This window comes from Allobosea sp. 2RAB26, from assembly GCF_052115465.1.
Taxonomy (GTDB): domain Bacteria; phylum Pseudomonadota; class Alphaproteobacteria; order Rhizobiales; family Beijerinckiaceae; genus Allobosea.
Genome location: NZ_JBFRGS010000004.1, coordinates 319,504 through 343,449 on the forward strand (window position 1 = coordinate 319,504; position 23,946 = coordinate 343,449).

A 23,946-nucleotide genomic window follows, 5' to 3' on the forward strand; every position below is an offset into this window, starting at 1 on the left:
TCACGAGGAACGATATGTGACGTCTTGCGCAGCCCGGAACCGGGCATCGCACGACCAGAAGCGGCAACGGATGTCCGGGTCAAGCCCGGGCATGACGAAAGCAGGGTCTCAGGCTTCCCCGACTGTTTCGAGCATCGCCCCCTCGAGCCCCTCGCGCGCGCTCTTGCCGGCCCAGACCACGAAGTGGAAGGCCTGGAAATAGCGCTCGCAGGCGTCGATCGCCGATTTGATCAGGGCGGCGGCCTGCTCGTCGGTCGGCTCCGCACCGCCCGAAAGCAGGAGCGCGTGGCGGTACATCACCACGTTCTCCGAGCTCCAGAGGTCGAAATGGCCGAGCCAGAGCTGCTCGTTGACGAGGCTGACAAGTTGCAACACCTCGCCGCGCCGCCGCTCCGGCACCTTGAGATCGAAGGCACAGGCGATGTGGAGCGCCTCCACTTCGGAGAGCCAGGTGATCGCGACATGATAGTCCGACCAGCCTCCGGTGACGGAGACGGAGAGCTCGTCATCGCTGTCGCGGTCGAACGTCCAGTTATTGAGTGCGGCGAGGCGCTCGATCAGGTCGAGAGGATTGGCAGGCCGTTCGGCTTCTGCGTCCAGGTCAAGGTCCATCATGCCCAGGGTCCAACTGCCAGCTCCCCGCGGGAATGCGGGTCCAGCTCGTTCGAGAACGGGAACACGGCGACGGGGAAGCGCGGGACGCAACAAGACTGCGGAAGCCGCTACATGGCCTCCTGACCGCCAAACGCACCCCAAGCGGATACGACCGGCGAATCACCTCTCCTTCGACGATAGCGCAGGCGCGACGACGCTCCCAACACCTGATGCAGGCTCGGCGGATTCGGGGGTTGGGCTCAATCCCTACCGGCTGCTGTCCACAGCCGGAAAACGGGCCGGCTCAGCCCTTGTCGCGTCCAGCCTCGAGTGCAGCCAGCCGTGCGGCGAGTTTGTCATTCTCTTCACGGGCCAGAACCGCCATCTCGCGCACGGCTTCGAACTCCTCGCGTGTCACGACGTCCATCTCGCGCAGGAGGCGGTCGATCTGCGTGCGGGCGACCGTCTCGACCTCACGGCGCACACCCTGGGCGGCTCCCGCGGCGTCGGTGACCAGACGAGCGAGATCGTCGAGTATGCGGTTCGAGGTCGTGGCCATCATCAATCTCCAGGGCCGGATGCCGGCGCTCCATAGCACGCCTGATATGGGCGACGAAGGCCTCGCCCGCAATCGCAGCGGCACATCGTCCACGTCCTTTGAGCCCGAGCGAGCCCGGCCTAAACATGAGGACCACGTCAGCACAGGGGATTCGCGAGCCATGGCCCTGCACTTCTCACCCGCCGAATTCGCACGCCGGCGCGATGCCCTGCTCTTAGCCATGCAAGCCGATCGGCTCGATGCGCTCTTCCTGTTCCAGCAGGAATCGATGTTCTGGCTGACCGGCTATGACACCTTCGGCTTCTGCTTCTTCCAGTGCCTGGTGGTGAAGGCTGATGGCAGCATGGCGTTGCTGACCCGCTCTGCCGATCTGCGCCAGGCCGAGCACACCTCAAATCTGGCCGATATCCGCATCTGGAAGGATGGCCGCGGCGCGAATCCTGCGCGTGACCTGCTCATGCTGGCACAGGATCTCGGCCTGGCCGGCAAGCGCATCGGCGTGGAGTTTGAATCCTACGGCCTTGTCGCGGCAAACGGCCGCAAGCTGGAAGCGGCCTTCGCGGATATCAGCGTTCTCGTCGAGAGCTCTACGATCGTGACACGGCTGCGCGCCGTGAAATCGGCGGCAGAGATTGCCCGTGTCCGGCGCGCGGCCGCTCTCTCGGACGCCGCCGACAGGGCGGCGCTCGACCTGATCCGGGCCGGCGCCGACGAGGGCGAGATTCTGGCCGCACAGCACAATGCGATCTTCGCGGGTGGCGGCGACTATCCGGCCAACGAGTTCATCATCGGCTCCGGCCGCGACGCCCTGCTTTGCCGCTACAAGTCGGGCCGCCGGACACTCGACGCGCAGGATCAGATCACGCTCGAATTCGCGGGCGTCGACAGGCACTACCATGCTGCGATCATGCGAACCGTCGTGGTCGGAGAGCCCCGCCCGCTGCATCTCCGCTATCACGGAGCCGCCAAGGCGGCGCTCCTTGCCTGCGAGGCTGAACTGAAGCCGGGGCGGACTGCAGGCGATGTCTTCTCCGCCCATGCCCGGGTTTTCGACGAACACGGTCTTTCCAGCCACCGACTCAATGCCTGCGGGTACTCGCTTGGCGCAAAGTTCACGCCGAGCTGGATGGACTGGCCGATGTTCTACGAGAGCAACGACTGGCCGATCGTTCCGGGCATGGTGATGTTCGCCCATATGATTCTGATGGATTCGGCGAGCGAGACCGCGATGTGCCTCGGCCGCACCTATCTCGTCGGCGATAAAGGCGCAGAAAACCTGAACTTGCCCGATCTGGACCTCGCGATCCGTTGACCCTACAAGAGTCACGCAGGGAATCCTCAGCAAACCCGTACGCAAAAAGCGGGAGGCGTCATGTTTAGTCGTTTAAGTGGCCTCGTTCTGGGGCCAGCTCTCGCGCTGGCGCTCGCAGGCTGCCAGGAAACCGCCAGCACGGCCGCGCGTCCGCGCGTCGATGCGCCCGGCGTCCCGGTCTCGGTCCAGAGCATCTCCGGTGCGCCCGACCAGGTCACTACGAATTTTGCGAGCCTGCTCGGCGAGGCGGCGGCGGAACGCAAGATGGAGATCGTCGCCGGCAACGCACCCGCGCGCTTCCGGGTTCGCGGCTATTTGACCGCCCAGCCGACAGAGGATGGCCAGACTGCGCTGGCCTTCGTCTGGGACGTCTATGACGAGAGCAAGAAGCGCGCCCAGCGCGTGCAGGGCGAGAGCCTCGGCAGGCGCGGCGGCGGCGGCGATCCCTGGTCGAGCATCGACCAGACCATCGTCGCCAAGGCAGCATCGGATTCGATGGACGCGATCGCGAGTTTCCTCGTGACCGCTCCGGTGCCGGACAAACCTGCCGCGGACAGCGCCAAGGATAAGGACAAGGCGAAAACCAAGACGGCTGCTGCGACCAGCGGCAAGCGCTCCTGAGCGAGGCATCCCGCTGAACGCAGTGGGGTGAGGCGTGATTCGCGCACTGTTTTTGCAGTGCAGCGGTCGACTCATTGTCATGGCGCTGTTATGAGCGCTGCGAATTCAGCCGGTCTCACGACTCCCGCCCCCGCCAGTCCTCACGGTGCGCCACGGCATGCCCTCTTCGTTCAAAGTCGTCGCCGGAAACTCCAACCGGCCGCTCGCCGAAGCGATTTGTGCCTCCCTCGAAATCCCCCTTGCCAAGGCCCAGGTCCGGCGTTTCGCCGACATGGAGGTCTTCGTCGAGATCCAGGAGAATGTTCGCGGGCAGGACGTCTTCGTCATCCAATCGACCTCCTTCCCCACCAATGACCACCTGATGGAGCTGTTGATCATCACGGATGCCCTGCGCCGTTCCTCGGCACGGCGCATCACCGCGGTGATCCCCTATTTCGGCTATGCCCGGCAGGATCGCCGTGCCTCGGGCCGTACGCCGATCTCGGCCAAGCTCGTCGCCAATCTCATCACCCATGCCGGCGTCGACCGCGTTCTGACGCTCGATCTCCATGCCGGACAGATCCAGGGCTTCTTCGACATCCCGACCGACAACCTGTTCGGCGCGCCATTGATGGCCCGCGATATCAAGGAACGGCTCGACTACAAGAACGCCATGGTCGTTTCACCGGATGTCGGTGGCGTGGTCCGTGCCCGTGCACTGGCCAAGCGCATCGACGCTCCGCTCGCCATCGTCGACAAGCGCCGCGACCGGCCGGGCGAATCCGAGGTGATGAACATCATCGGCTCGGTCGAGGGCCGCTCCTGCATCCTGCTTGACGATATCGTCGATTCCGGCGGAACGCTCTGCAACGCCGCCGAAGCGCTGCTCGCGGAAGGCGCCAGGGAAGTCTACGCCTACATCACCCATGGCGTGCTGTCGGGCGGCGCAGTCGCACGCATCGCCAATTCCAAGCTCAAGGAGTTGGTGATCACCGATTCGATCATGCCGACCGAGGCCGTGAAGGTGGCACGCAACATCCGCGTCATTTCCATTGCCAACCTGATGGGCGAGGCGATCGAGCGCACCGCGAGCGAATCGAGCGTCTCCAGCCTGTTCGACTGAACGGGATGGCATGATGACGGCAGCCACGACCGGCGAAGGCCGCGCACTCGTCCTGTTCTCGGGCGGGCAGGATTCGACCGTCACGCTCGCCTGGGCCCTTGCACGCTTCGGCTCGGTCGAAACCGTCGGCTTCGATTACGGCCAGCGCCACCGCGTCGAGCTGGAATGCCGGCTCGTGATTCGCGATAAGCTGCCCACCCTGTCCTCGGTCTATGCCGAGCGGCTCGGGCCGGACCACATCATCGACCTCGCTGCGCTCGGCACGATTTCCGAGACCGCGCTGACGCGAGAGAGCGAGATCGCCTTCGCCGATACCGGGTTGCCGACGACCTTCGTGCCGGGACGGAACCTGATTTTCCTGACCTTCGCCGCGGCGCTGGCCTATCGCCGTAACTGCAGGCACATCGTGCTTGGCGTCTGCGAGACCGATTATTCCGGCTATCCCGATTGCCGCGATGACACGATCAAGGCGATGCAGGTCGCTCTCAATCTCGGGCTCGATCGGCGATTGGTGCTGCACACGCCGCTGATGTGGCGCGACAAGGCGCAGACCTTCGCGCTGGCCCGCGAGCTTGGCGGCGAGACCTTGCTCGATCTGGTGGTCGAGGACAGCCATAGCTGCTATCTCGGCAACCGGACGACACGCCATTCCTGGGGCTATGGCTGCGGAACCTGCCCCGCCTGCGAGCTGCGGGCGAAGGGCTATGCTGGCTTTCTCTGTTCACCCGACGACACTGGACCATCCTATGACTCCTGATCAGCAGCGCTGGACCGAAGGGCTGGTCGCCCTCGTCCTTTTCACGCTCACCATCCCCGCCGCGAACTGGATGCTCGGCAATGTCGGCACGGTCTGCGTGCCGAACGGTCCTTGCCTCGTGCCGGTCGCGCCGGGCATCAAGGCGCCGAGCGGCGTGCTGATGATTGGCCTCGCACTCGTGCTGCGCGACATCGTCCAGCGCCGCCTCGGTGCCAAGGTCGGGCTGGGCGCGATCTTCGTCGGCGCCGCGATCTCCGGCTTTCTTGCTCCGCCGGCGATCGTCGTCGCCTCGGTCGCGGCCTTCCTTCTGTCGGAGCTCGCGGACTTCGCCGTCTACACGCCGCTGCAGCGCCGCCGCTTCGTCACGGCCGTGATCGCATCCAGCCTTGTCGGCCTCGTCATCGACAGCATCGTCTTCCTCTGGCTCGCCTTCGGCAGCCTCGACTTCCTGTCGGGCCAGATCATCGGCAAGGCCTGGATGGTGCTGCTGGCGCTGCCGCTGATGCACCTGCTGCGCCGGCGCGACGAGCGGCTGGGACTGGTCGCCGCGTGAGCGGAACCGCCCTTCCCCGGGTTGAGCTTTCCCGCTTTTTCGCCTATGAGCCTCCTCGCGCTCGACTGACACCCTTGGAGGCACGGGCGCGAGACCAAGACGGCCGCCATCGGGCGGCCGTGTCTTTATCAAGAAAACGAGGACCATCATCATGACCGCCGTGAAGCAAATCGAGGCTTCGGCGCGCACCCAGGTCGGCAAGGGGGCCGCCCGGGCAGTTCGTCGTCAAGGCCAGACTCCTGCCGTGATCTATGGTGCGGGCGAAGCCCCGCAGGCGATCGCGCTCAACGCCAACCAGACCCGCCTGATGATCTATGGCGGCCACTTCCTGACCACGATCTTCGAGATCAATGTCGGCGGCAAGAAGACGCGCGTCATTCCGCGCGACTACCAGCTCGACCCGGTCAAGGACTTCCCGATTCACGTCGACTTCCTGCGCGTCGCAGCCGGCCAGACCATCAAGGTCATGGTTCCGGTTCACGTCGTCGATCAGGAGGCCTGCCCGGGCCTGAAGTCCGGCGGCACCCTGCAGATCGTCGAGCACAACGTCGAAATCGACGTCGCGCCTGAGAACATCCCCGAGTCCCTCGACGTCTCCGTCGCTGGCCTGGGCGTTGGCACGTCCATCCATGTCAACGACATCAAGCTGCCGGCAGGCGTCAGCCTGACCACCCGCGAGAACCTGACGCTGGTCACGATCGTGGCGCCGTCGGTGATCGAGGATGCTGCTGCCGAGGGCGCAGCCGAAGGCACCGAGGCCGCCAAGGCCTGAGGATGCCGCGCTTCGGCGCTGCCTTCGCGAGACCACTTGGACGGCCGGGTTTCCCGGCCGTCTTGCTTTAGAGGGAGGCGCAGGACCGCCAGCCCCTCCCGACTGCCGGAGTGACCTGCCATGCTGATCTTTGCCGGTCTCGGCAATCCCGGCGCGCGCTATGCCCGCAACCGGCACAATATCGGCTTCATGGCGGTCGAGACGATTGCCCGCACATACCGGGCCTCCCCCTGGCGCTCACGCTTCCAGGGCGAGGCTTGCGAGGCGACGATCGGTAACGAGAAGGTCATCCTGCTCAAGCCGCAGACCTATATGAACGAATCCGGCCGCGCGGTCGGCGAGGCGGCTCGCTTCTTCAAGATCGCCCCCGCCGACGTGATCGCTTTCCATGACGAACTCGATCTCGCTCCGGCCAAGCTGCGCGTGAAGCTCGGAGGCGGCAATGCCGGCCATAACGGGCTGCGCTCGATGACGGCCGCGATCGGCAACGACTACCGCCGCGTCCGCATGGGCATCGGCCATCCCGGCGACAAGGCCCTCGTCCATGCCTATGTGCTGAACGATTTCGGCAAGGCTGAGCAGCCCTGGGTCGAGGATCTCTGCACGGCCTGTGCCGATTACGCCACTCTGCTCGCCGCGGGCGATGATGCTGGCTTCCAGAACAAGGTGCATCTCTTCATGGACGCGCGCGGCCATGCCGCGGTGAAGCGCCTCGGCGAGAAGGCCGAGGACTAAAAGGCTCGTTCATCGGACCGGATCTCGTATCGGGTCCGATGAACGAGCCTCTCCGTGTTTGCATCGGCTTTCCCGGAAACCGCAATCCACTTTTCGGGCGATGGATCAGAGCGGCAACTGGGCGCCCTGTTTCGCGATCGTGACTCGGCTGGCAAGAAGACCGCCGCCGGCCTGGCGCGTCGCCGTGAACGCGACCTGTGCCCCCGGCGACAGCTCGGACGCTTCGGCGGGTGCGGCCATGATGATATTGGCCTCGGGCGTGATCGTTACCTTTTGCTCCCCACCGGGATAGGTCAGGACGAGATTGGCGCCATCGACGCGCGAAACTGTCTCGGCCACGGTCGCATTGGTCATGGTGCTGTCGGGCAAGACTCCCCAGGCCCTGTGCCCTTCGCCCGTCCCGCGCATCGCCTCGGGAAAGATCAGGACCTGGACGGCGAGAAGCGTGCCGTCAGCCTGCGGCCGCGCACCGACGCCGACGAAGCTGCCCTTCTTGATGTCGTTTGGGCTGGCCTTGACCACCCCTCCAACCGAGTAGCCGGGGGCCAGGGCAACCGCGACGTTCTCGCCGCTCGGCGTCTTCACGGTCAGCGCAGTGCCTTCGAGCTTCTCGACCGTGCCACGCACCCGTGTCGCCGGCGCCTGAGCCTCCACGACACTGCTGGTCAGGACGAGAGCTGCGGCGAAGAGACTGGCAGAGAGCGCGCGCATGGAAGAGCTCCGTCGAAGGGACCGGCGCAGACAGATCGCCGTCTCGCGAAGTCCTGCGCTCCTGCGCAGCGCCTCGCCATGCACGTTCGCGTGAGCCGTCCCTGGCCCCTGCCATCTTGTCTTTTGCCGCCCGGACCCCAATAAGGCCCTGGACATTCCAATCATCATCTCGCGACCGCCCCTTTGCGGCGGCGACGCAACGGACCAGCCATCATGGGTTTCAAATGCGGTATCGTCGGCCTGCCGAATGTCGGCAAGTCGACCCTGTTCAACGCACTGACGCAGACGGCTGCGGCACAGGCGGCGAACTATCCCTTCTGCACGATCGAGCCGAATGTCGGTGACGTCGCGGTACCCGATGACCGGCTGGAGAAGCTGGCCGCCATTGCCGGTTCGAAGGAGATCATTCCGACGCGCCTGACCTTCGTCGATATCGCCGGGCTCGTGCGCGGCGCCTCCAAGGGCGAAGGCCTCGGCAACCAGTTCCTCGCCAATATCCGCGAATGCGACGCCATCGCCCATGTCGTGCGCTGCTTCGAGGATGGTGACATCACCCATGTCGAGGGCAAGATCTCGCCGATCGACGATATCGAGACCATCGAGACCGAGTTGATGCTCGCCGATCTCGAGAGCCTCGAGAAGCGCGTGCAGCCGCTGGAGAAGAAGGCGAAGTCGGGCGACAAGGAGGCCAAGGAACTGGCCGACCTGATGAACCGCTGCCTCGTCCTGCTTCGCGACGGCAAGCCGGCACGCCTCGTCCAGGTCGCAGCCGAGGAACGCAAGGCCTTCGAGATGCTCGGCCTGCTTTCGTCCAAGCCGGTGCTCTATGTCTGCAATGTCGAGGAAGCCAGCGCCGACAAGGGCAATGGCTTCTCCGAGAAAGTGAAGGCCCGCGCTGCCGAGGAAGGCGCTGTCGCCGTCGTCGTCTCGGCCAAGATCGAGAGCGAGATCGCCGTCCTGCCGGCCGAAGAGCAGAAGGACTATCTCGACGCGGTCGGCCTCGCCGAGCCGGGTCTCAACCGCGTCATCCGCGCCGGCTATGCGCTCCTGAACCTCGTCACCTATTTCACCGTCGGCCCGAAGGAAGCCCGCGCCTGGACGATCGAGAACGGCACCAAGGGCCCCGCCGCCGCCGGCGTGATCCATACCGATTTCGAGAAGGGCTATATCCGGGCCGAAACCATCGCCTATGACGACTACATCGCCCACAAGGGCGAGAGCGGTGCGCGCGAAGCCGGCAAGTTCCGGCTCGAAGGCAAGGAATATGTCGTCGCCGATGGCGACGTGCTGCATTTCCGCTTCGCCAACTGAGCCGGACCGCGAGCGACCTATGCGCTATTTCGAGGACTTCGTCGTCGGAGAGGTGAAGCAGAGCGGCCGGGTCGCCGTTTCGCAGGACGACATCATCGCCTATGCCTCGCGCTACGATGCGCAGGATTTCCACACCGATCCGGCGGCCGCGAGGCAGAGCTTCGTCGGCCAGCTCATCGCGTCCGGCTGGCATAGCTGCTCGCTACTGATGCGGCTGCTCGCCGAGGACTTCGTCCTGGAGGCCGCCTCGATGGGGGCCCCCGGCATCGAAGAGGTCAAATGGCTCCGGCCCGTGCTGCCGGGGGATGTCCTCAGCGCACGGCGCAGCGTGATTGAAACCAAGGAATCGCGCTCACGCCCCGAGATGGGCCTGGTGAAGTTCCGGTTCGAGCTCCTGAACCAGCGCGACGAGCCGGTCCTCGAGCAGACCAACTGGATCATGTTCGGTCGCAAGGGCTCGGGCTTTGCTCAACCCAGGGGCGACTGGCTGGCCCACCCGCCCCGCTATGTGCAGCCGGCAGCGCTGAGCCTGCTCGAAATTCCCGCTGGCGAGACGCAGCCGGCGCCCTTCTTCGAGGAGATCGAGATCGGCGAGAGCCATGAACTCGGCAGCTTCGTCTTCACACCTGAGGAAATCGTCGCCTTCGCCCGTGCCTTCGATCCGCAGCCCTTCCACATGGACGATGTTGCGGCGCGCAGCAGTTCCTTCGGGCGCCTCGCCGCCTCGGGCTGGCATACGGCCTCGGTCTGGATGGCAACGATGGTCGCTCACCGCAAACGCCAGCTCGCGGCCACGCCCGGACAGGCGCCACGCCTCGGCCCCTCCCCCGGCTTCAAGAATCTGCGCTGGTCCAGACCGGTCTTTGTCGGCGACAGGATCACCTATAGCTCGACTGTCATTCAAACCCGCGCCAGCGCCAGCCGCCCGCAATGGGGCCTGTTCTTCCATCGCAATGCCGGTGTGAACCAGCATGGAGAGGAGGTCTTCAGCTTCGAGGGCTGCGTCTTCATCGAGCGCAGGCCGGCCTGATCCGCGGCGCGATCTGAAGCGTCCCAGGCGATGTGGCCGGGGCCAAGCCCGACCATGCCGGGCCGCGCCCCCAGAACGCCTCTGGTCCTCAGCCGACCTTGCCGTAGCCGGCGAACTTCGCGGAAACGCGCGACATCTCGGCCTCGTCAAGAATGACCGGCTCCAAGCCGGAGGCGAGCAGGTCGAGATATTGCCCGGCGAGATTCTCGACCTCGGCGACGATCGTGTGCGCGCCCGCGAGTGTCTGTCCAAGCGCGATGACGCCGTGATTGGCAAGCAGCACCGCCTTGCGCCCCTCAAGCGCCTTCACCGCGTTCTCGGCAAGCTCGGGTGTGCCGAAGGTCGCGTATTCCGCGCAACGCACATCGGCCCCACCGCATAGCGCAATCATGTAATGGAAGGCCGGAATCCCGCGCCTTGCCGACGACAGCGCGGTGGCACGCGGCGAATGCGTGTGCACGATCGCCTGGGCGTCCGGGCGCGCCTTGTAGATCTCGACATGGAACGGCCATTCGGACGAAGGCTTGCGTGAGCCATTCAGGATGGTGCCGTCCTGCGAGAGATGGATCAGATCCTCCGGCCTTGTCTGCGCATACGGCAGGCCGGACGGGGTGATCAGCAATCCGCCTTCGAAGCGGGCCGAGACATTGCCGGATTTCGATGGGCAGAACCCGGCCTTGTCGATCGCCTGGGCGACCGCGACGATCTCTGCGCGAAGCGCCATTTCACTCATGTCGCAGCTCCGCGCGCCAGATCAGGAAAGAGACCAGCAAGCCCCTCGGAGCTCGCAGGGGCCACACCACGTTCGGTGATGAGACCGGTGACAAGGCGCGCCGGGGTGACGTCGAAGGCGGGATTGGCGGCGGGGCTGCCAGGCGCCACCACTCGGAACTGGCCGACCTCGCCATCCTCGCCCAGGCCTGCGAGATGGGTGACCTCGCGTGCCGAACGCTCCTCGATCGGGATCTCGCCGAGCCCGTCCGACAGCCGCCAGTCGATCGTCGGGGACGGCAAAGCGACATAGAAAGGCACGCCGTTGTCATGCGCTGCCAGCGCCTTGAGATAGGTGCCGATCTTGTTGGCGACATCTCCGGTCGCGGTCGTCCGGTCGGTACCGACGATGACCATGTCGACCTGCCCGCGCTGCATCAGATGCCCGCCGGCATTGTCGCTGACCACGGTATGCGGCACGCCATGGGCGCCAAGCTCATAGGCCGTCAGCGCCGCGCCCTGGTTGCGCGGCCGCGTCTCGTCGACCCAGACATGGATGGGCAGGCCGGCATCATGCGCCAGATAGATCGGCGCCAGCGCCGTGCCCCAGTCAACCGTGGCAAGCCAGCCGGCATTGCAATGGGTCAGGATATTGAGGCGCTCGCCCGGAGCCTTGCCCGCCGCAAGGCCGCGGATCACGCCAAGTCCGTGCTCGCCGATCGCGCGGCAGAGCGCGACATCCTCGTCGCAGATCGCAGCAGCCTCGTCATAGGCCGCTGCCATGCGCGAAGCTGGACCCAGGCCTGCCAGCCTGGCGCTAACCCGCTCCAGCGCCCAGTGCAGGTTCACCGCCGTCGGGCGGGTCGCACCAAGCAGCGCGACAGCCGCCTCCAGCGCCTGGTCGGACGGGTCCGCGCGCATGGCCAGGGCGACGCCATAGGCGGCCGTCGCGCCGATCAGCGGTGCTCCGCGCACAACCATGCTGCAGATCGCCTCGGCGGCCTGCTCGGCACTCCCAAGCGCTACGGTCTCGAAACGGAAGGGCAGCTTGGTCTGGTCGATCACGCTGACGCGCCAGCCATCCTGCGCGAGCCAGATCGTCCGGTAGGCCTTGCCGCCGATCTTCATGGGCTCAGTGTCCGCTGAAGGAGACGAGCGTGCGCACGGGAACGCCGAGGCGGCGGACCCGATCCGCCCCCCCGAGATCCGGCAGATCGACGATGAAGCAGGCCGCCACGACCTCCGCGCCCAGCGAGGACAGCAGGTTGACCGCCCCCTCCGCAGTGCCGCCGGTCGCGATCAGATCGTCGACCAGCAGGACGCGCTCGCCCCGTGAGACCGCGTCCTTGTGGACCTCGATCTCGTCCGTGCCGTATTCCAGGGAATAGCTGATGCTGACCGTCTCGTGCGGCAGCTTGCCCTTCTTGCGCACCGGGATGAAGCCGGCCGAGAGCTGATGGGCCACCGCCCCGCCGAGGATGAAGCCGCGCGCCTCGATGCCGGCGATCTTGGCGATCTTCAACCCGGCGAAAGGCTGGACGAGCTCGTCGACCGCACGTCGGAAGGCCCGGGCATCGCCGAGCAGGGTGGTGATGTCCCGGAAGATGATGCCCGGCTTGGGGTGATCCGGAATCGAGCGGATCGCGTTCTTCAGGTCGAGGAGGGTATCACGGTCCATGCGGAAACAGCTCGCTGTGGCGACGCGCTCTCTTAGCGCCGTGGCCGCGCGAAGGGAACCGCCAGCCCCGGGCCGGCGCCCCCCTCCAATGTCAGGCAGCAGTCAGAGGACCCTGCCCGCAACCGCGTCGAGCTTTGCCACCAGGCTCGGGTCGCGGAACTCGCGCGCCGTGATAATGGCACTGTCCAGCGCGTTATGGGAACCGGCGGGGCATGGGTCGCGCTCGGCAGGAAAATCCGCGGCGAGGCGTGCAACCAGCCGGCGCGCTTTCTCGGCGTTGTCCTTCAGCACGGCGACGACGGAAGCGACATCCACCGAGGACTGCTCAGGGTGCCAGCAGTCGAAATCCGTCACCATCGCGACGGTCGCATAGGTGATCTCGGCCTCGCGCGCGAGCTTGGCCTCGGGCATCGCGGTCATGCCGATCAGGTCGTAGCCGAGCGCCTTATAGGTCAGCGACTCCGCATAGGTCGAGAATTGCGGGCCTTCCATGGTGACGAGAGTACCGCCGCGCACGAAGGGCAGCTCCTCGGCCGTAGCGGCATCGGCGAGCCGTGCCTGCAGCAGCGGACCGACCGGGCGCGCCATCGGGACATGCGCGACGCAGCCCTTGCCGAAGAAGGAGCTGGCGCGACGCACGGTGCGGTCGATGAACTGGTCGACCAGCACGAACAGGCCGGGATAGAGCTCGGATTTGTAGGACCCGCAGGCCGAGAGCGAGACGAGATCGGTGACGCCCGCGCGCTTCATCACGTCGATATTGGCGCGGTAATTGATCTCGGAGGGCGGCAGGACGTGACCACGACCATGGCGCGGCAGGAAGACGATCTTGGTTTGGCCGATCCGGCCGATGCGCAGGATATCCGAGGGTTCGCCCCAGGGGCTCGTGACACGCTCTTCGCGCAGATCGGTCAGGCCCGGCAGGTCGTAGATGCCCGACCCACCGATGATTCCGAGCACAGCTTCGCTCATGATCGCTTCCTTTCAGTTTGGCCGGACAGGAGCAGGCTTCTGTGACGGCCGTACAAAGGCGCTGCACAGCAGCAGCCGCGCAAGGCCAAACGAAAAAGGCCCCGTTTCCGGGGCCTTTTCCCATTCTCAGTGGTGGTCAGTGCGCGGTGGAGCCATCCGGCATGCGCGACCACACCTTCTTCTTGGTGTAATAGAGCAGACCGCCAAAGAAGATGAGGAACAGCATGACCTGCATGCCGATGCGCTTGCGCGCCTCGAGATGCGGCTCAGCCATCCAGACCATGAAGGCCGCGACGTCCTTGCCATACTGCGCCACGGTCTCCGGAACCGGCGACTTGCCGTCCGGCCCCTTCGGATACTCGACCTGCCCGTCCTGGAGCGGCTGCGGCATCGCGATGAGGTGGCCCGGCATATAGGTGTTGTAGTTCTGGCCCGGCAGCAGCGGCGGGAAGCCCTGCGGCGGTTCCTTGTACCCGGCCAGCAGCGCCGCGATATAGTCCGGCCCCTGCTCCTGATACTGGGAGAAGATGTCGATGATGAACTGCGGGAAACCGCGCTCATAGGTGCGGGCCTTGGCCAGGACCGACAGATCCGGCGGGTAGGCTCCGCCATTGGCGGCCCGCGCCGCCTGCTCGTTCGGGAACGGCGACGGGAAACGGTCCGCCGGACGGCCGGGACGATCGAACATCTCGCCCTGGTCGTTAGGGCCGTCCTTGATCTGATAGGTCGCCGCCAGCGCGGTGACCTGCCCGGGCGTGAATTCCGGGCCACCAGGTTGCGACAGCGTCCGCATCGGGATCAGGCTCATCGCGTGGCAGCTGGCGCAGACCTCCTTGACGACCTTGAAGCCGCGCTGGAGCTGGGCACGGTCGAACTTGCCGACCGGACCCGAGAATGACCACTTCTGCTGCGGCGGGATCACACGGTCGCCGGCGGCCTGAGCCGTCAGCGCGTTGGCAGTGAGGGCAAGGCCGAAGCTGAGCCCCGCCAGGGCAAGGCGAAACGGGGTGGTGCTCATCTTTCGTCAGCCCTTGGCGTTCGGTTCGGAGGCGGTGGCAGCCGCAAGGCTCGCGCCCGAGCCACCCTTGATATTGGCCAGCACGGAGTCCGCGATCGAGTTCGGCAGCTTCGCCGGCTTCTCGAAGATGCCGACCAGCACAAGCGAGATGAAGTAGCCGAAATACAGCGCGGTGAAGATCCGCGAGTAGGTCACGTAGGGCTCCTCGGCAGGCATGGCGCCGAGATAGCCGAGCACGATGCAGACCACGAGGAACGCCCAGAACAGGACCCGGGCGACCGGCCGGTAGCTCATCGACTTCACCTTGGAGGTGTCGAGCCAGGGCAGGAAGGCCAGCACCGCGATTGCCGCGAACATCGCCAGAACGCCGCCGAGCTTGTCGGGAATGGCGCGTAGGATCGCGTAGAACGGCAGGAAGTACCACTCAGGCACGATATGCGTCGGCGTCACCGCTGGGTTGGCCGGAATGTAGTTGTCGGCATGGCCCATGAAGTTCGGCTGATAGAACACGAAATAGGCGAACACGAAGATGAAGCAGACCATCCCGAAGATGTCTTTGATGGTCGCATAGGGCGTGAACGGCACGGTGTCCTTCTGGACGTTCTTCACCTCGACGCCGGTCGGGTTGTTCTGTCCGACGACGTGCAGCGCCCAGATGTGCAGGATCACGACGCCGAAGATCATGAACGGCAGCAGATAATGCAGCGAGAAGAAGCGGTTCAGCGTCGGGTTGTCGACGGAATAGCCACCCCACAGGAAGGTCACGATCGTCTCGCCAACCACCGGGAGTGCCGAGAACAGATTGGTGATGACGGTGGCGCCCCAGAAGGACATCTGCCCCCAGGGCAGCACGTAGCCCATGAAGGCGGTGGCCATCATCAGCAGGAAGATGACGACGCCGAGGATCCAGAGCACCTCGCGCGGAGCCTTGTACGACCCGTAATAGAGGCCGCGGAAGATGTGGACATAGACGGCGACGAAGAACATCGAGGCGCCGTTGGAGTGCAGGTAACGCAGCAGCCAGCCGAAATTCACGTCGCGCATGATGTGCTCGACGGAGTTGAAGGCCATGGTCGCATGCGGCGTGTAGTGCATCGCCAGGATGACGCCTGTCACGATCTGCGCGACGAGCATGAACACCAGGATGCCGCCGAAGGTCCAAAGGTAGTTCAGGTTGCGCGGGACCGGGTAGGACACGGCCGAATCGTGCATGAGGCGAACGATCGGCAGACGGGCATCGAGCCAGCGTTCAAAGCCGGTCTTCGGAACGTAGGTGCTATGACCACTCATGACGAATGCCTCAAGGCTTTCTCGGTATCATTGGAAATCATGGAGAAGCGCATAGCTCAGCCGATTCGGATCTTCGTATCTGCGTTGAACGCATAGGGCGGGATCGGCAGGTTGAGCGGCGCAGGCCCCTTGCGGATGCGGCCCGACGAATCGTAGTGCGAACCGTGGCATGGGCAGAACCAGCCGTCGTAGTCGCCCTTCGGATCGCCGGGGGAATTGCCGAGCGGCACGCAGCCAAGATGGGTGCAATTGCCGTAAACGATGAGGAACTGCTCGTGGCCTTCCTTGACGCGGGCCTGGTCGGTCTGAGGATCGGGCAGCGTCGCGACATTGACCGCACGCGCCTCGTCGATCTCCTTCTTGGTGCGGTGACGCACGAAGATCAGCTTGCCGCGCCAGAACAGCTTGATGGCCTGGCCTTCCGCGATCGGGCCGAGATCGACATCCATCGGCGCACCAGCAGCAATGGTCTGCGCGTCCGGAGCCAACTGGCTCACGAGCGGAACAACAACAGCACCGAGACCGACGGCACCGGCAGCGCCGGTCGCCAGCATCAGAAAGTCGCGGCGGGTGGTTTGGGTCGTCTCGGTCGCGTGAGCCACGATCGATTCCTCTGCTCTTCGCCCAGCCTGGAACGGCTGTAAATTATCGTCTGACGCCCCTCATAGGTGCGCCCCTTCGCAGCCGCAATGCGGCGGCGCGTCGCCGCCGCGCTCTTTGGCATGCACTTTGGACGAAGTCTACTGTTCCGGGCGGCGGCAATGTGCATCGCGGCCTGCCCTCAGCGGGACTCAGGCCGAGACTGTCTCCGGGTCGGCAACGGCCAGGAAACCACCCGACTGGCGCGCCCAGAGCCGGGCATAGAGGCCACCACGCGCGACGAGTTCGGCATGGCTGCCCTGATCGACGATGCGCCCCTTGTCGAGCACGATCAGCCGATCCAGCGCCGCAATGGTCGAGAGCCGGTGCGCGATCGCGATCACGGTCTTGCCCTGCATGAGCGCCGTGAGCTGCTCCTGGATCGTCGCCTCGACCTCTGAATCAAGTGCCGAGGTGGCCTCGTCCAGGATCAGAATCGGCGCATCCTTGAGCAGCACGCGGGCGATGGCGATGCGCTGGCGCTGGCCGCCCGAGAGCTTGACGCCGCGCTCGCCGACACGCGATTCGAACCCCTTGCGCCCATCCTGGTCGCTGAGGGTCGCGACGAACTCATGCGCCGATGCCCTCCTGGCCGCCTCGATGATCTCGTCCTCGGTCGCATCGATCCGGCCATACCCGATATTATCGCCGATCGAGCGGTGCAGCAGCGAGTTATCCTGCGTCACCATGCCGATCTGTGCGCGCAGCGAGTCCTGCGTCACGCGGGCGATATCCTGCCCATCGATCAGGATGCGACCGGCCTCCAGCGGATAGAGTCGCAAGAGCAGGTTGACGAGCGTCGACTTCCCGGCGCCCGACGGGCCGACGAGGCCGATCTTCTCGCCCGGTCGGATATCGAGGTTGAGCCCCTCGAACAGACCGCCGGTGCGGCCATAATTGAAGCGCACCTGCTCGAAGCGGATCGCCCCCTCGCCGACCGACAAGGGCCTGGCATCCGGCACGTCGGTCAGGTCATGCGGCTTGGCGATCGTCTCCATGCTCTCCTGCACGGAGCCGATATTCTCGAACACTCCGCGCACCAGATGGATCAGCCAGCTCGACATCTGCACCAGCCGCAGCACGAGGCCGATCGCGGCCGCGACCGCTCCGGGCGACATGATGCCCTGGCTCCAGAGATGCAGCGAAATCCACGCCGTCGTCACGACCAGCAGGCTGTTCATGGTCTGCAGGATGACGCTGACACCGGTGATCAGCCGCGACAAATGCAGGAAGGAGGCGTTCCAGCGCGACAGCGAGTCGCGGACCGACGAGCGCTCGGCATCGGCGCGGGCGAAGAGCTTGACCGTCAGGATATTGGTATAGGAATCGACGATGCGCCCGGTCGTCGAGGAACGCCCCAGCGAGTTCGCCTCGGAGCGCTTCTTCGCGCGCGGCACGAAATAGATCAGCAGCACGACATAGGCTGCAAACCAGACGATGACCGGAAGTGCCAGCCAGAGGCTGGTCGAGCCGAAGAAGCCGATCGCCACCGATGCGAAGATCAGCGCGTACCAGAGATCGTCGATGACCTCGATCGTCGCGCCACGGATCGATTGCCCCGCCTGGATCACGCGCGCCGAAAGCCGTCCCGCGAAATCGTTCTGGAAATAGGAGAGCGCATGGCCAAGCGTATAGACATGGTTGCGCCAGCGGATCTGATTGGTGATCTGCGGCACCACGACCTGGTCCACGATCGCATGATTGGCGAAATAGATCAGCGGGCGGACCACGACGAGCAGGAAGGCCGCGCCGAGCAGCACCGTGCCGTGATCGCGCCAGATCGTCTCGGGCGACTGGGTCGCCAACAGATCCACGAACCAGCCGACCATCAGGTACATCGCCGCTTCGATGCCGCTGAAACCGAGGCCGGTGAGCATGATCAGGGCCATCCAGCCCTTCACGCCCTTGATGTGGTGCCACATGAATGGCCACACGCCCTTGGGCGGCGTCTGGCCCTCGTCAAAGGGCGCGAAGACGTCGATGCGGCTTTCGAGAAAACGGAACAGGGAGGCGAACATGGCGTACCGCCCTCCATGGACCGGCATGACGACGAAATCTTGGCGACATATGGGGCAGCAGTCAGGTCGCGGCCAGAGGCTTGACGCATGTCATGACGTCACCGCATGACAGCAGCGCATGTTGCGCCTCGCCCTCTACCAGCCGGATATCCCGCAGAATTCGGGCACGATGATTCGCATGGCCGTCTGCCTCGGCATCGCGGTCGACATCATCGAACCCGCGGCCTTCGACGTCTCGGACCGCCATTTCCGGCGTTCCGGCATGGACTATCTCGAGCGCGCCGCGATCACCCGGCATGATTCGTTCAAGGCCTTCGATGCATGGCGGCTTGCGGGCGGCCACCGGCTGATCCTGGCGGAGACGGATGGGGCCACCGCCCATACCGATTTTGCCTTCGCTCCCGGCGACATCGTGCTCGTCGGACGCGAATCGGCGGGCGTCCCCGCCGAGCTCTACTCAACCGTCGACGGCAGCGTCCATGTGCCGATGCGCCCGGGTTTGCGTTCGCTCAATGTCGCAATTGCCGCAGCCGTGGTTATGGGAGAGGCCTTGCGGCAGCTGGACGCTTATCCGAGATAGGCGCGAAATCCCTCGTCACCGCGGATGACGACCCTCGCGGCGAGCGGAACGGAAACGGATCGATGACCACCCGAGCGACTGACCCCGCCTCCACGACCTCCCCCCTCGCACTCGCGGAGGCCATGAAGCCGCGCGCGACAGCCTGGTTCGAGGCCCTGCGCGACCAGATTTGCTCGGCCTTCGAGGCGCTGGAGGATGAAGCCACCGGCCCCTTCCCAGCCGAGGCAAGCACTCCGGGCCGCTTCGAGCGGACGCCCTGGCAGCGTCGCAACCACGATGGCGCCGAAGGCGGTGGCGGCGTCATGTCGATGATGCAGGGCCGCGTCTTCGAGAAGGTCGGCGTCCATGTCTCGACCGTCTACGGCACCTTCCAGTCCGAATTTGCGGGACAGATCCCGGGCGCGGCCGAGGATCCGCGCTTCCATGCCACGGGCATCTCGCTGATCGCCCATCCCTGGAATCCGCACGCACCGACGGTGCATATGAACACCCGCTTCGTGGTGACGACGAAGCCGTGGTTCGGTGGTGGAGCCGATCTGACCCCCGTGCTGGACAATCGGCGCACGCAGGAGGACGCCGACGCCATCGCCTTCCACGCCGCGATGCGCGCGCCCTGCGAAAGCTTCGCCCCAGTCGCCGACTACCCCCGCTTCAAGCAATGGTGCGACGAGTATTTCTTCCTGAAGCACCGCGGTGAGCCACGCGGCGTCGGCGGCATCTTCTACGACTATGTCTGGTCCGGCGAGCCTGAGGCCGATCTCGCCTTCACCCAGGCGGTCGGCAAGGCCTTCCTCGACATCTATCCGCGGATCATGCGCGCCAATATCGGCACGCCCTGGACCGAGGCCGAGCGTTACGAACAGCAGGTCAGGCGCGGTCGCTATGTCGAGTTCAACCTGCTCCATGACCGCGGCACGATCTTCGGCCTCAAGACCGGCGGCAATGTCGCCTCGATCCTCTCCTCGCTGCCGCCGACCGTACGCTGGCCCTGAGCGCTCTCAGCGCTCGCGTTGCGCGATTGCGCTTTCGACAAAGGCAAACTGCTGGGTCCGCTCGCCGGGACATCCCGCTTCGATCCAGTCGCGCCTTGCCTGATCGAGCACGCGCCCGACATCCGGACCGGCGGCGACACCGCGTTTGAGCACATCGCGACCACTGAGGAGGAAGGGCGGCGTTTGCCCGAGTTCGGCAATTGCAGCCTGCACCTTGGAGCGCCCCGGAGAACTCTCGTTGGCCGTGAGCAGAACGAGGCCGCCGGCGACCGCATCCGCGCCGACGCGATGCGCCAGGTGCCGCAGCAGGGCGATCGAACAATCCGTCGCACGCCCCGAGAGCCCCTCAAGGGCGAGCGCGATACGCTCGATCCCGTCGAATTGTTCGTTCGACAGCCGCAACCCGTCCCGCAGGCGCAGCGCATCCTCGCGCACGCCAACCGCCAGCGCTGCGAGCCGGAAAGCCGGATAGACTGTTCCCGCGGGCTCGCCTGCCGCAATCGCCGCGAAGCGCGAAAGCCGGGGCACGCCGCCGATCACCGGTACAAGAAGCCCCGCTCCCATCATCGCCGACAATGCGTCGGCCGCGCGCGGCGCAACGAGCAGCTTCAGCAACTCGGCGCGCACCCGCTCACGCGAAAGCCCGTCGAGCCCGGCCCGGCCCGCCGTGCAGGCCGCCAGTCCCGTCGCGTCCAGTGCTCCTTCGCCATAGCGCGCGTGAAACCGGAAGAAGCGCAGGATGCGCAGATAGTCCTCGCGGATGCGCAGGTTCGCATCGCCGATGAAGCGGATGCGACGCGCCGCAAGGTCGACAAGTCCGTCGCAATAGTCGTGAACGGTGCCGTCGCGCCCGAGCCCAAGCGCGTTGACCGTAAAATCCCGCCTGATCGCGTCCTCTGCGAAATCGCGCCCAAAGACCACCTTCGCGCGGCGACCATCGGTCTCGACATCGCGACGCAACGTCGTGGTCTCGAAGGGAACGCCATGGGCGACGATGGTCACCGTGCCATGCTCGATTCCCGTGGGAACCGATTTGAAACCCGCCGCCGCTGCGCGCCGGATCGTCTCCTCCGGTAATGCCGTCGTCGCCAGATCGACATCGCCGACCGGCTCTCCGAGCAGCAGGTCGCGGACAGCCCCGCCAATGACGCGCGTTTCCTCGCCCCCGCCATTGAACGCAGCCAGCACCTCCGTCACCCCCGGCCGCTGAAGAAAGCGCTCGACCCGAGCTCGCTGCGCTTCGTTCATCTGAACTGGCCAGGGACGAGCTGCCCGTTCTCCATATGAGGCGGCACATAAGCGCCCTGGCTGCGCGGAGCGATCCAACCGGTATAGGCGACGAAGCCGATCGAGATCACGAGCCCCACGACCGACAGCCAGAACACGTGCCCGTCCCAGTGTTCGACGTCGAAGGGGTTCCGCCGCCTGACGATCAGATAGCTTGCGAAGATACAAAAGGGCAGGACGAAGAGCAGAACCTCTTCGGTCACCGAACGCAGCATGGGCGCGCCATCCAATCAGACTAGCCGGAGAGTCGCTCGTAAAGGTTACGGATCATGCCGGCGGTTGCACCCCAGATATAGTGATCTCCGAAGGGCATCGCATAGTAGGTACGATAGCGCCCCTTCCATTCCCGGCCTTCGCGGCGATGATTGGCGGGATCCATCAGGAAGGCGAGCGGCGTCTCAAAGGCCTCGTCGACCTCGTGCGGATTGATCGTCAGCTCGAATGGCGGCGCGATCAGCCCCACGACAGGCACGACCCTGTAGCCGGTGCCGGTGAGATAGGCGTCGAGAAAGCCGACGACGCGCACATGTTCGCGGGCGAGACCGATCTCCTCCTCCGTCTCGCGCAGCGCTGTGACCACCGGCGAGCCGTCGACGGCATCGACGCGTCCGCCGGGAAAGGCGACCTGGGCGGAATGGCTGCGCAACGCCGCTGCGCGCTGTGTCAGCAATACGGTCGGCCCGTCCTCGCGCAGCACGATCGGGATCAGCACCGCGGCCTGGATCGCGGCCGCCTCGTCCGGCGGCTCGATCGCTTCCGGCTGGAGATCATGGTCGCCGCGCGGCCTGCTGATCAGGTCGCCTAGGTCCGGCGGTTCGTGGCGCAGCCGCGCCCCGGCAAGGGCGACGATCTCTGCCGCCGTCAGCTTCAGAGCCTGCATCAGAGTCCTTCGATTTCGCTGGATGGCACGGCCGGATAGAATGCACCGGCGACGGCCAGCCCGAACATGCCGACGCCATCGACCGGCCTGATCTCGCCAAGGGCCAGAAGGTCATAGGTCAGGGCCCGCGTAACCCTCGCCCAGAGATCCCGGCGAATATGGACATAGGGCTTGAGCCCGTCATGCGTGTCCCGGACGAAGCGGATCGCATGCTCCGGGCCCACGCTCACGATATCGTCAACCAGTGTCCGGAACGCGATGGCGCGCTCGTCGCCTGTCCCCTCGACCGTCATCTCGACCGCCTGGAACGGCGCGTCGTCGACCTTGATCCCGACCTTTTCGACCGGTGTCACCAGGAAATAATCGCGGCCGTCGCGACGCAGGACGGAGGAGAAGAGCTTGACCAGCGACGGCCTGCCGATGGGAGTTCCGAGATAAAACCACGTGCCATCCCCCGCAATCCGCATGTCGATATCGCCGCAATAGGGTGGATTCCAGCGTTCGACGGGCGGCAAGGCTCGCGTGCGACTGTCCTTCAGCGCGACCAGCAATCGCTCCATCGCCTGCGTTGAATGGTTCATCGAACTACCTGAAATCGCCGCCCGCGGCATATTGGTTGCATGACCCGTTTCGCCTTGAACTCTACATAATCGTGAAGCCGAGTTCTGTGCACCAGAGCCTGTAGCCCCTTGAGCCGGTTGGATAGCCCGTCCACAGTCATCGGTTCGGGAAGCTTGCGGGGCGTGAAGCAGCGCAAGGCGCGACGACGAGGGTGAAGGAGATCGACATGGTGGCGCAAGTCCGTGCGACGGATGGCAAGAGCGAGGCCGGTCAGCCCGTCAATCTCGATACCGGGATCGTCGAAGCGGCCGAAGCTGCGCTCGGCGCCATCGGCGCCGCCCGCCGCGAGATCGGCCAGGTCATTTTCGGGCAGCAGGAGGTGGTCGACCTTTCGCTGATCACCTTGCTCGCCGGTGGCCACGGTCTGCTCGTCGGCGTGCCCGGCCTTGCCAAGACCAAGCTGGTCGAGGCGATGGGTACGGTCCTCGGCCTGAGCGCGAGACGCGTGCAATTCACGCCGGACCTGATGCCCTCCGACATTCTCGGCTCCGAGGTGCTCGACGAGAGCGTCGACGGCAAGCGCCATTTCCGCTTCATCAAGGGGCCGGTCTTTGCCCAGCTGCTGATGGCCGACGAGATCAACCGCGCCAGCCCGCGTACGCAGTCGGCGCTGCTGCAGGCGATGCAGGAGCATCACGTCACCGTCGCCGGTGAACGCTACGACCTGCCTGCGCCCTTCCACGTGCTGGCAACCCAGAACCCGATCGAGCAGGAAGGCACCTATCCGCTGCCGGAAGCCCAGCTCGACCGCTTCCTGCTCGAGATCGACGTCGGCTACCCCGACCGCGAGGCCGAGCGGCGCATCTTGCTCGAGACCACCGGTGCCACCGAGCACAAGCCGGTCCAGGCAATGACGGCAGAGACGCTGATGTCGACACAGCGCCTCGTACGTCGCCTGCCGGTTGGCGAGAACGTCGTCGATGCGATTCTCGATCTGGTGCGCTCGGCTCGCCCCGGCGATGGCGATCCGGCGCTGACCAGCAAGCTTGCCTGGGGCCCCGGCCCGCGCGCCAGCCAGGCCCTGACGCTTGCCGCCCGCGCCCGCGCGCTCGTCGAAGGCCGGCTCGCACCGTCCGTGGATGACGTCGTCGCGCTCGCCACCCCCGTACTCAAGCACCGTATTGCGCTCACCTTCGCTGCACGCGCCGATGGCGAGACGGTGGAGAGCGTCATCGCGAGGCTCGTGGAACGATTGGGATAGGG

At 65.4% G+C, this 23,946-nt stretch carries 27 protein-coding genes; 12 read left to right on the forward strand and 15 right to left on the reverse strand.

The window, feature by feature from the left end; translation table 11 throughout:
• Nucleotides 1–108: 108 nt before the first annotated feature.
• Both AB4118_RS09595 and AB4118_RS09600 read right to left on the reverse strand, forming a co-directional pair.
• Nucleotides 109–615, reverse strand: coding sequence for a type III secretion system chaperone family protein (locus tag AB4118_RS09595; protein WP_043232643.1), 507 nt, complete (start codon nucleotides 613–615; stop codon nucleotides 109–111).
• A gap of 283 nt (nucleotides 616–898) precedes the next feature.
• Entirely contained in the window at nucleotides 899–1,153 is a 255-nt protein-coding gene (locus AB4118_RS09600; protein ID WP_441489504.1) for an accessory factor UbiK family protein, read from the reverse strand.
• Between the two features lie 160 nt (nucleotides 1,154–1,313).
• Here AB4118_RS09600 and AB4118_RS09605 point away from each other — a divergent pair, with 160 nt between their 5' ends.
• From AB4118_RS09605 to pth, 7 genes are all read left to right on the forward strand, one after another.
• On the forward strand, nucleotides 1,314–2,465 hold the full coding sequence (locus tag AB4118_RS09605) for a M24 family metallopeptidase (protein ID WP_441489505.1): 1,152 nt from the start codon (nucleotides 1,314–1,316) through the stop codon (nucleotides 2,463–2,465).
• Between the two features lie 60 nt (nucleotides 2,466–2,525).
• The gene (locus AB4118_RS09610) at nucleotides 2,526–3,086 is read left to right on the forward strand and encodes a hypothetical protein (protein WP_441489506.1); all 561 of its coding nucleotides are present in this window, start codon (nucleotides 2,526–2,528) and stop codon (nucleotides 3,084–3,086) included.
• Between the two features lie 157 nt (nucleotides 3,087–3,243).
• Nucleotides 3,244–4,188 (forward strand): ribose-phosphate pyrophosphokinase, encoded by a 945-nt coding sequence (locus tag AB4118_RS09615; RefSeq protein ID WP_069882563.1) that lies wholly within the window; start codon nucleotides 3,244–3,246, stop codon nucleotides 4,186–4,188.
• Between the two features lie 13 nt (nucleotides 4,189–4,201).
• Complete coding sequence (queC, locus tag AB4118_RS09620; RefSeq protein ID WP_441489507.1) at nucleotides 4,202–4,945, forward strand: 7-cyano-7-deazaguanine synthase QueC; 744 nt, start codon at nucleotides 4,202–4,204, stop codon at nucleotides 4,943–4,945.
• Nucleotides 4,935–5,498: a VUT family protein gene (locus AB4118_RS09625; RefSeq protein ID WP_441489508.1), complete on the forward strand. Its 564-nt coding sequence runs from the start codon at nucleotides 4,935–4,937 to the stop codon at nucleotides 5,496–5,498. Before queC ends, AB4118_RS09625 begins: the two co-directional genes overlap by 11 nt.
• Before the next feature lie 151 nt (nucleotides 5,499–5,649).
• On the forward strand, nucleotides 5,650–6,270 hold the full coding sequence (locus AB4118_RS09630) for a 50S ribosomal protein L25/general stress protein Ctc (protein WP_441489509.1): 621 nt from the start codon (nucleotides 5,650–5,652) through the stop codon (nucleotides 6,268–6,270).
• 120 nt (nucleotides 6,271–6,390) lie between these two features.
• Entirely contained in the window at nucleotides 6,391–7,005 is a 615-nt protein-coding gene (gene pth / locus AB4118_RS09635; RefSeq protein WP_441489510.1) for an aminoacyl-tRNA hydrolase, read from the forward strand.
• A gap of 105 nt (nucleotides 7,006–7,110) precedes the next feature.
• Here pth and AB4118_RS09640 read toward each other — a convergent pair whose 3' ends face one another.
• Entirely contained in the window at nucleotides 7,111–7,716 is a 606-nt protein-coding gene (locus tag AB4118_RS09640; protein WP_441489511.1) for a DUF5666 domain-containing protein, read from the reverse strand.
• 213 nt (nucleotides 7,717–7,929) lie between these two features.
• On the opposite strand from AB4118_RS09640, the gene ychF reads away from it, so the two are divergent.
• Together ychF and AB4118_RS09650 are read left to right on the forward strand one after the other, a co-directional pair.
• Nucleotides 7,930–9,027 carry a redox-regulated ATPase YchF gene (gene ychF / locus AB4118_RS09645; protein WP_113510844.1) on the forward strand — a complete coding sequence of 366 codons (1,098 nt, stop codon included), beginning with the start codon at nucleotides 7,930–7,932 and terminating at the stop codon, nucleotides 9,025–9,027.
• Between the two features lie 19 nt (nucleotides 9,028–9,046).
• Nucleotides 9,047–10,057 (forward strand): MaoC family dehydratase, encoded by a 1,011-nt coding sequence (locus AB4118_RS09650; RefSeq protein ID WP_441489512.1) that lies wholly within the window; start codon nucleotides 9,047–9,049, stop codon nucleotides 10,055–10,057.
• 88 nt (nucleotides 10,058–10,145) lie between these two features.
• Here the strand turns inward: AB4118_RS09650 and AB4118_RS09655 are convergent, their stop codons facing one another.
• The 8 genes from AB4118_RS09655 to AB4118_RS09690 form a co-directional block, all read right to left on the reverse strand.
• Complete coding sequence (locus AB4118_RS09655) at nucleotides 10,146–10,790, reverse strand: class II aldolase/adducin family protein (RefSeq protein ID WP_441489513.1); 645 nt, start codon at nucleotides 10,788–10,790, stop codon at nucleotides 10,146–10,148.
• Complete coding sequence (gene mtnA / locus AB4118_RS09660; protein ID WP_441489514.1) at nucleotides 10,787–11,896, reverse strand: S-methyl-5-thioribose-1-phosphate isomerase; 1,110 nt, start codon at nucleotides 11,894–11,896, stop codon at nucleotides 10,787–10,789. The genes AB4118_RS09655 and mtnA overlap by 4 nt, the downstream gene beginning before the upstream one ends.
• 4 nt (nucleotides 11,897–11,900) lie before the next feature.
• Nucleotides 11,901–12,446, reverse strand: coding sequence for an adenine phosphoribosyltransferase (locus AB4118_RS09665; protein ID WP_441489515.1), 546 nt, complete (start codon nucleotides 12,444–12,446; stop codon nucleotides 11,901–11,903).
• 102 nt (nucleotides 12,447–12,548) lie between these two features.
• Nucleotides 12,549–13,418, reverse strand: a complete 870-nt coding sequence (locus AB4118_RS09670; protein WP_441489516.1) for an S-methyl-5'-thioadenosine phosphorylase — start codon at nucleotides 13,416–13,418, stop codon at nucleotides 12,549–12,551.
• Nucleotides 13,419–13,554: 136 nt separating this feature from the next.
• Nucleotides 13,555–14,436: a cytochrome c1 gene (locus AB4118_RS09675; RefSeq protein WP_441489517.1), complete on the reverse strand. Its 882-nt coding sequence runs from the start codon at nucleotides 14,434–14,436 to the stop codon at nucleotides 13,555–13,557.
• Nucleotides 14,437–14,442: 6 nt separating this feature from the next.
• Nucleotides 14,443–15,726: a cytochrome b gene (locus tag AB4118_RS09680; protein WP_069879615.1), complete on the reverse strand. Its 1,284-nt coding sequence runs from the start codon at nucleotides 15,724–15,726 to the stop codon at nucleotides 14,443–14,445.
• 56 nt (nucleotides 15,727–15,782) lie between these two features.
• Complete coding sequence (gene petA / locus AB4118_RS09685; RefSeq protein ID WP_441489518.1) at nucleotides 15,783–16,328, reverse strand: ubiquinol-cytochrome c reductase iron-sulfur subunit; 546 nt, start codon at nucleotides 16,326–16,328, stop codon at nucleotides 15,783–15,785.
• A gap of 189 nt (nucleotides 16,329–16,517) precedes the next feature.
• Complete coding sequence (locus AB4118_RS09690) at nucleotides 16,518–18,383, reverse strand: ABC transporter ATP-binding protein (protein WP_441489519.1); 1,866 nt, start codon at nucleotides 18,381–18,383, stop codon at nucleotides 16,518–16,520.
• A 118-nt stretch (nucleotides 18,384–18,501) separates the two neighbouring features.
• On the opposite strand from AB4118_RS09690, the gene AB4118_RS09695 reads away from it, so the two are divergent.
• Nucleotides 18,502–18,963: a tRNA (cytidine(34)-2'-O)-methyltransferase gene (locus AB4118_RS09695; protein WP_441489520.1), complete on the forward strand. Its 462-nt coding sequence runs from the start codon at nucleotides 18,502–18,504 to the stop codon at nucleotides 18,961–18,963.
• A gap of 62 nt (nucleotides 18,964–19,025) precedes the next feature.
• Nucleotides 19,026–19,955, forward strand: a complete 930-nt coding sequence (gene hemF, locus AB4118_RS09700; RefSeq protein ID WP_441489521.1) for an oxygen-dependent coproporphyrinogen oxidase — start codon at nucleotides 19,026–19,028, stop codon at nucleotides 19,953–19,955.
• A 6-nt stretch (nucleotides 19,956–19,961) separates the two neighbouring features.
• Here hemF and AB4118_RS09705 read toward each other — a convergent pair whose 3' ends face one another.
• From AB4118_RS09705 to AB4118_RS09720, 4 genes are read right to left on the reverse strand one after another with little or no spacing between them, the layout of a single operon-like run.
• Nucleotides 19,962–21,203 (reverse strand): CCA tRNA nucleotidyltransferase, encoded by a 1,242-nt coding sequence (locus tag AB4118_RS09705; RefSeq protein ID WP_441489522.1) that lies wholly within the window; start codon nucleotides 21,201–21,203, stop codon nucleotides 19,962–19,964.
• Nucleotides 21,200–21,457, reverse strand: coding sequence for a DUF6111 family protein (locus AB4118_RS09710; protein ID WP_441489523.1), 258 nt, complete (start codon nucleotides 21,455–21,457; stop codon nucleotides 21,200–21,202). Before AB4118_RS09710 ends, AB4118_RS09705 begins: the two co-directional genes overlap by 4 nt.
• A 20-nt stretch (nucleotides 21,458–21,477) precedes the next feature.
• Complete coding sequence (locus AB4118_RS09715; RefSeq protein WP_441489524.1) at nucleotides 21,478–22,122, reverse strand: CoA pyrophosphatase; 645 nt, start codon at nucleotides 22,120–22,122, stop codon at nucleotides 21,478–21,480.
• Nucleotides 22,122–22,703 (reverse strand): DUF1285 domain-containing protein, encoded by a 582-nt coding sequence (locus AB4118_RS09720; RefSeq protein ID WP_441489525.1) that lies wholly within the window; start codon nucleotides 22,701–22,703, stop codon nucleotides 22,122–22,124. Before AB4118_RS09720 ends, AB4118_RS09715 begins: the two co-directional genes overlap by 1 nt.
• A 206-nt stretch (nucleotides 22,704–22,909) precedes the next feature.
• Between AB4118_RS09720 and AB4118_RS09725 the strand changes: the two genes are divergently transcribed.
• Nucleotides 22,910–23,944 (forward strand): AAA family ATPase, encoded by a 1,035-nt coding sequence (locus tag AB4118_RS09725; protein ID WP_441489526.1) that lies wholly within the window; start codon nucleotides 22,910–22,912, stop codon nucleotides 23,942–23,944.
• The last annotated feature ends 2 nt before the right edge of the window (nucleotides 23,945–23,946 follow it).

What these genes read in the sequence shown, in the direction of transcription:
- AB4118_RS09705 (WP_441489522.1), bottom strand. Translation starts at nt 21,203, where the DNA reads ATGAACGAAGCGCAGCGAGCTCGGGTCGAGCGCTTTCTTCAGCGGCCG.
- AB4118_RS09725 (WP_441489526.1), top strand. Translation starts at nt 22,910, where the DNA reads ATGGTGGCGCAAGTCCGTGCGACGGATGGCAAGAGCGAGGCCGGTCAG.
- queC (WP_441489507.1), top strand. Translation starts at nt 4,202, where the DNA reads ATGACGGCAGCCACGACCGGCGAAGGCCGCGCACTCGTCCTGTTCTCG.
- AB4118_RS09605 (WP_441489505.1), top strand. Translation starts at nt 1,314, where the DNA reads ATGGCCCTGCACTTCTCACCCGCCGAATTCGCACGCCGGCGCGATGCC.
- AB4118_RS09670 (WP_441489516.1), bottom strand. Translation starts at nt 13,418, where the DNA reads ATGAGCGAAGCTGTGCTCGGAATCATCGGTGGGTCGGGCATCTACGAC.
- AB4118_RS09650 (WP_441489512.1), top strand. Translation starts at nt 9,047, where the DNA reads ATGCGCTATTTCGAGGACTTCGTCGTCGGAGAGGTGAAGCAGAGCGGC.
- AB4118_RS09695 (WP_441489520.1), top strand. Translation starts at nt 18,502, where the DNA reads ATGTTGCGCCTCGCCCTCTACCAGCCGGATATCCCGCAGAATTCGGGC.
- AB4118_RS09680 (WP_069879615.1), bottom strand. Translation starts at nt 15,726, where the DNA reads ATGAGTGGTCATAGCACCTACGTTCCGAAGACCGGCTTTGAACGCTGG.
- AB4118_RS09630 (WP_441489509.1), top strand. Translation starts at nt 5,650, where the DNA reads ATGACCGCCGTGAAGCAAATCGAGGCTTCGGCGCGCACCCAGGTCGGC.
- AB4118_RS09640 (WP_441489511.1), bottom strand. Translation starts at nt 7,716, where the DNA reads ATGCGCGCGCTCTCTGCCAGTCTCTTCGCCGCAGCTCTCGTCCTGACC.
- AB4118_RS09595 (WP_043232643.1), bottom strand. Translation starts at nt 615, where the DNA reads ATGATGGACCTTGACCTGGACGCAGAAGCCGAACGGCCTGCCAATCCT.
- AB4118_RS09600 (WP_441489504.1), bottom strand. Translation starts at nt 1,153, where the DNA reads ATGGCCACGACCTCGAACCGCATACTCGACGATCTCGCTCGTCTGGTC.
- AB4118_RS09665 (WP_441489515.1), bottom strand. Translation starts at nt 12,446, where the DNA reads ATGGACCGTGATACCCTCCTCGACCTGAAGAACGCGATCCGCTCGATT.
- AB4118_RS09615 (WP_069882563.1), top strand. Translation starts at nt 3,244, where the DNA reads ATGCCCTCTTCGTTCAAAGTCGTCGCCGGAAACTCCAACCGGCCGCTC.
- AB4118_RS09610 (WP_441489506.1), top strand. Translation starts at nt 2,526, where the DNA reads ATGTTTAGTCGTTTAAGTGGCCTCGTTCTGGGGCCAGCTCTCGCGCTG.
- hemF (WP_441489521.1), top strand. Translation starts at nt 19,026, where the DNA reads ATGACCACCCGAGCGACTGACCCCGCCTCCACGACCTCCCCCCTCGCA.
- AB4118_RS09690 (WP_441489519.1), bottom strand. Translation starts at nt 18,383, where the DNA reads ATGTTCGCCTCCCTGTTCCGTTTTCTCGAAAGCCGCATCGACGTCTTC.
- AB4118_RS09720 (WP_441489525.1), bottom strand. Translation starts at nt 22,703, where the DNA reads ATGAACCATTCAACGCAGGCGATGGAGCGATTGCTGGTCGCGCTGAAG.
- AB4118_RS09675 (WP_441489517.1), bottom strand. Translation starts at nt 14,436, where the DNA reads ATGAGCACCACCCCGTTTCGCCTTGCCCTGGCGGGGCTCAGCTTCGGC.
- AB4118_RS09715 (WP_441489524.1), bottom strand. Translation starts at nt 22,122, where the DNA reads ATGCAGGCTCTGAAGCTGACGGCGGCAGAGATCGTCGCCCTTGCCGGG.
- AB4118_RS09710 (WP_441489523.1), bottom strand. Translation starts at nt 21,457, where the DNA reads ATGCTGCGTTCGGTGACCGAAGAGGTTCTGCTCTTCGTCCTGCCCTTT.
- pth (WP_441489510.1), top strand. Translation starts at nt 6,391, where the DNA reads ATGCTGATCTTTGCCGGTCTCGGCAATCCCGGCGCGCGCTATGCCCGC.
- AB4118_RS09625 (WP_441489508.1), top strand. Translation starts at nt 4,935, where the DNA reads ATGACTCCTGATCAGCAGCGCTGGACCGAAGGGCTGGTCGCCCTCGTC.
- mtnA (WP_441489514.1), bottom strand. Translation starts at nt 11,896, where the DNA reads ATGAAGATCGGCGGCAAGGCCTACCGGACGATCTGGCTCGCGCAGGAT.
- ychF (WP_113510844.1), top strand. Translation starts at nt 7,930, where the DNA reads ATGGGTTTCAAATGCGGTATCGTCGGCCTGCCGAATGTCGGCAAGTCG.
- AB4118_RS09655 (WP_441489513.1), bottom strand. Translation starts at nt 10,790, where the DNA reads ATGAGTGAAATGGCGCTTCGCGCAGAGATCGTCGCGGTCGCCCAGGCG.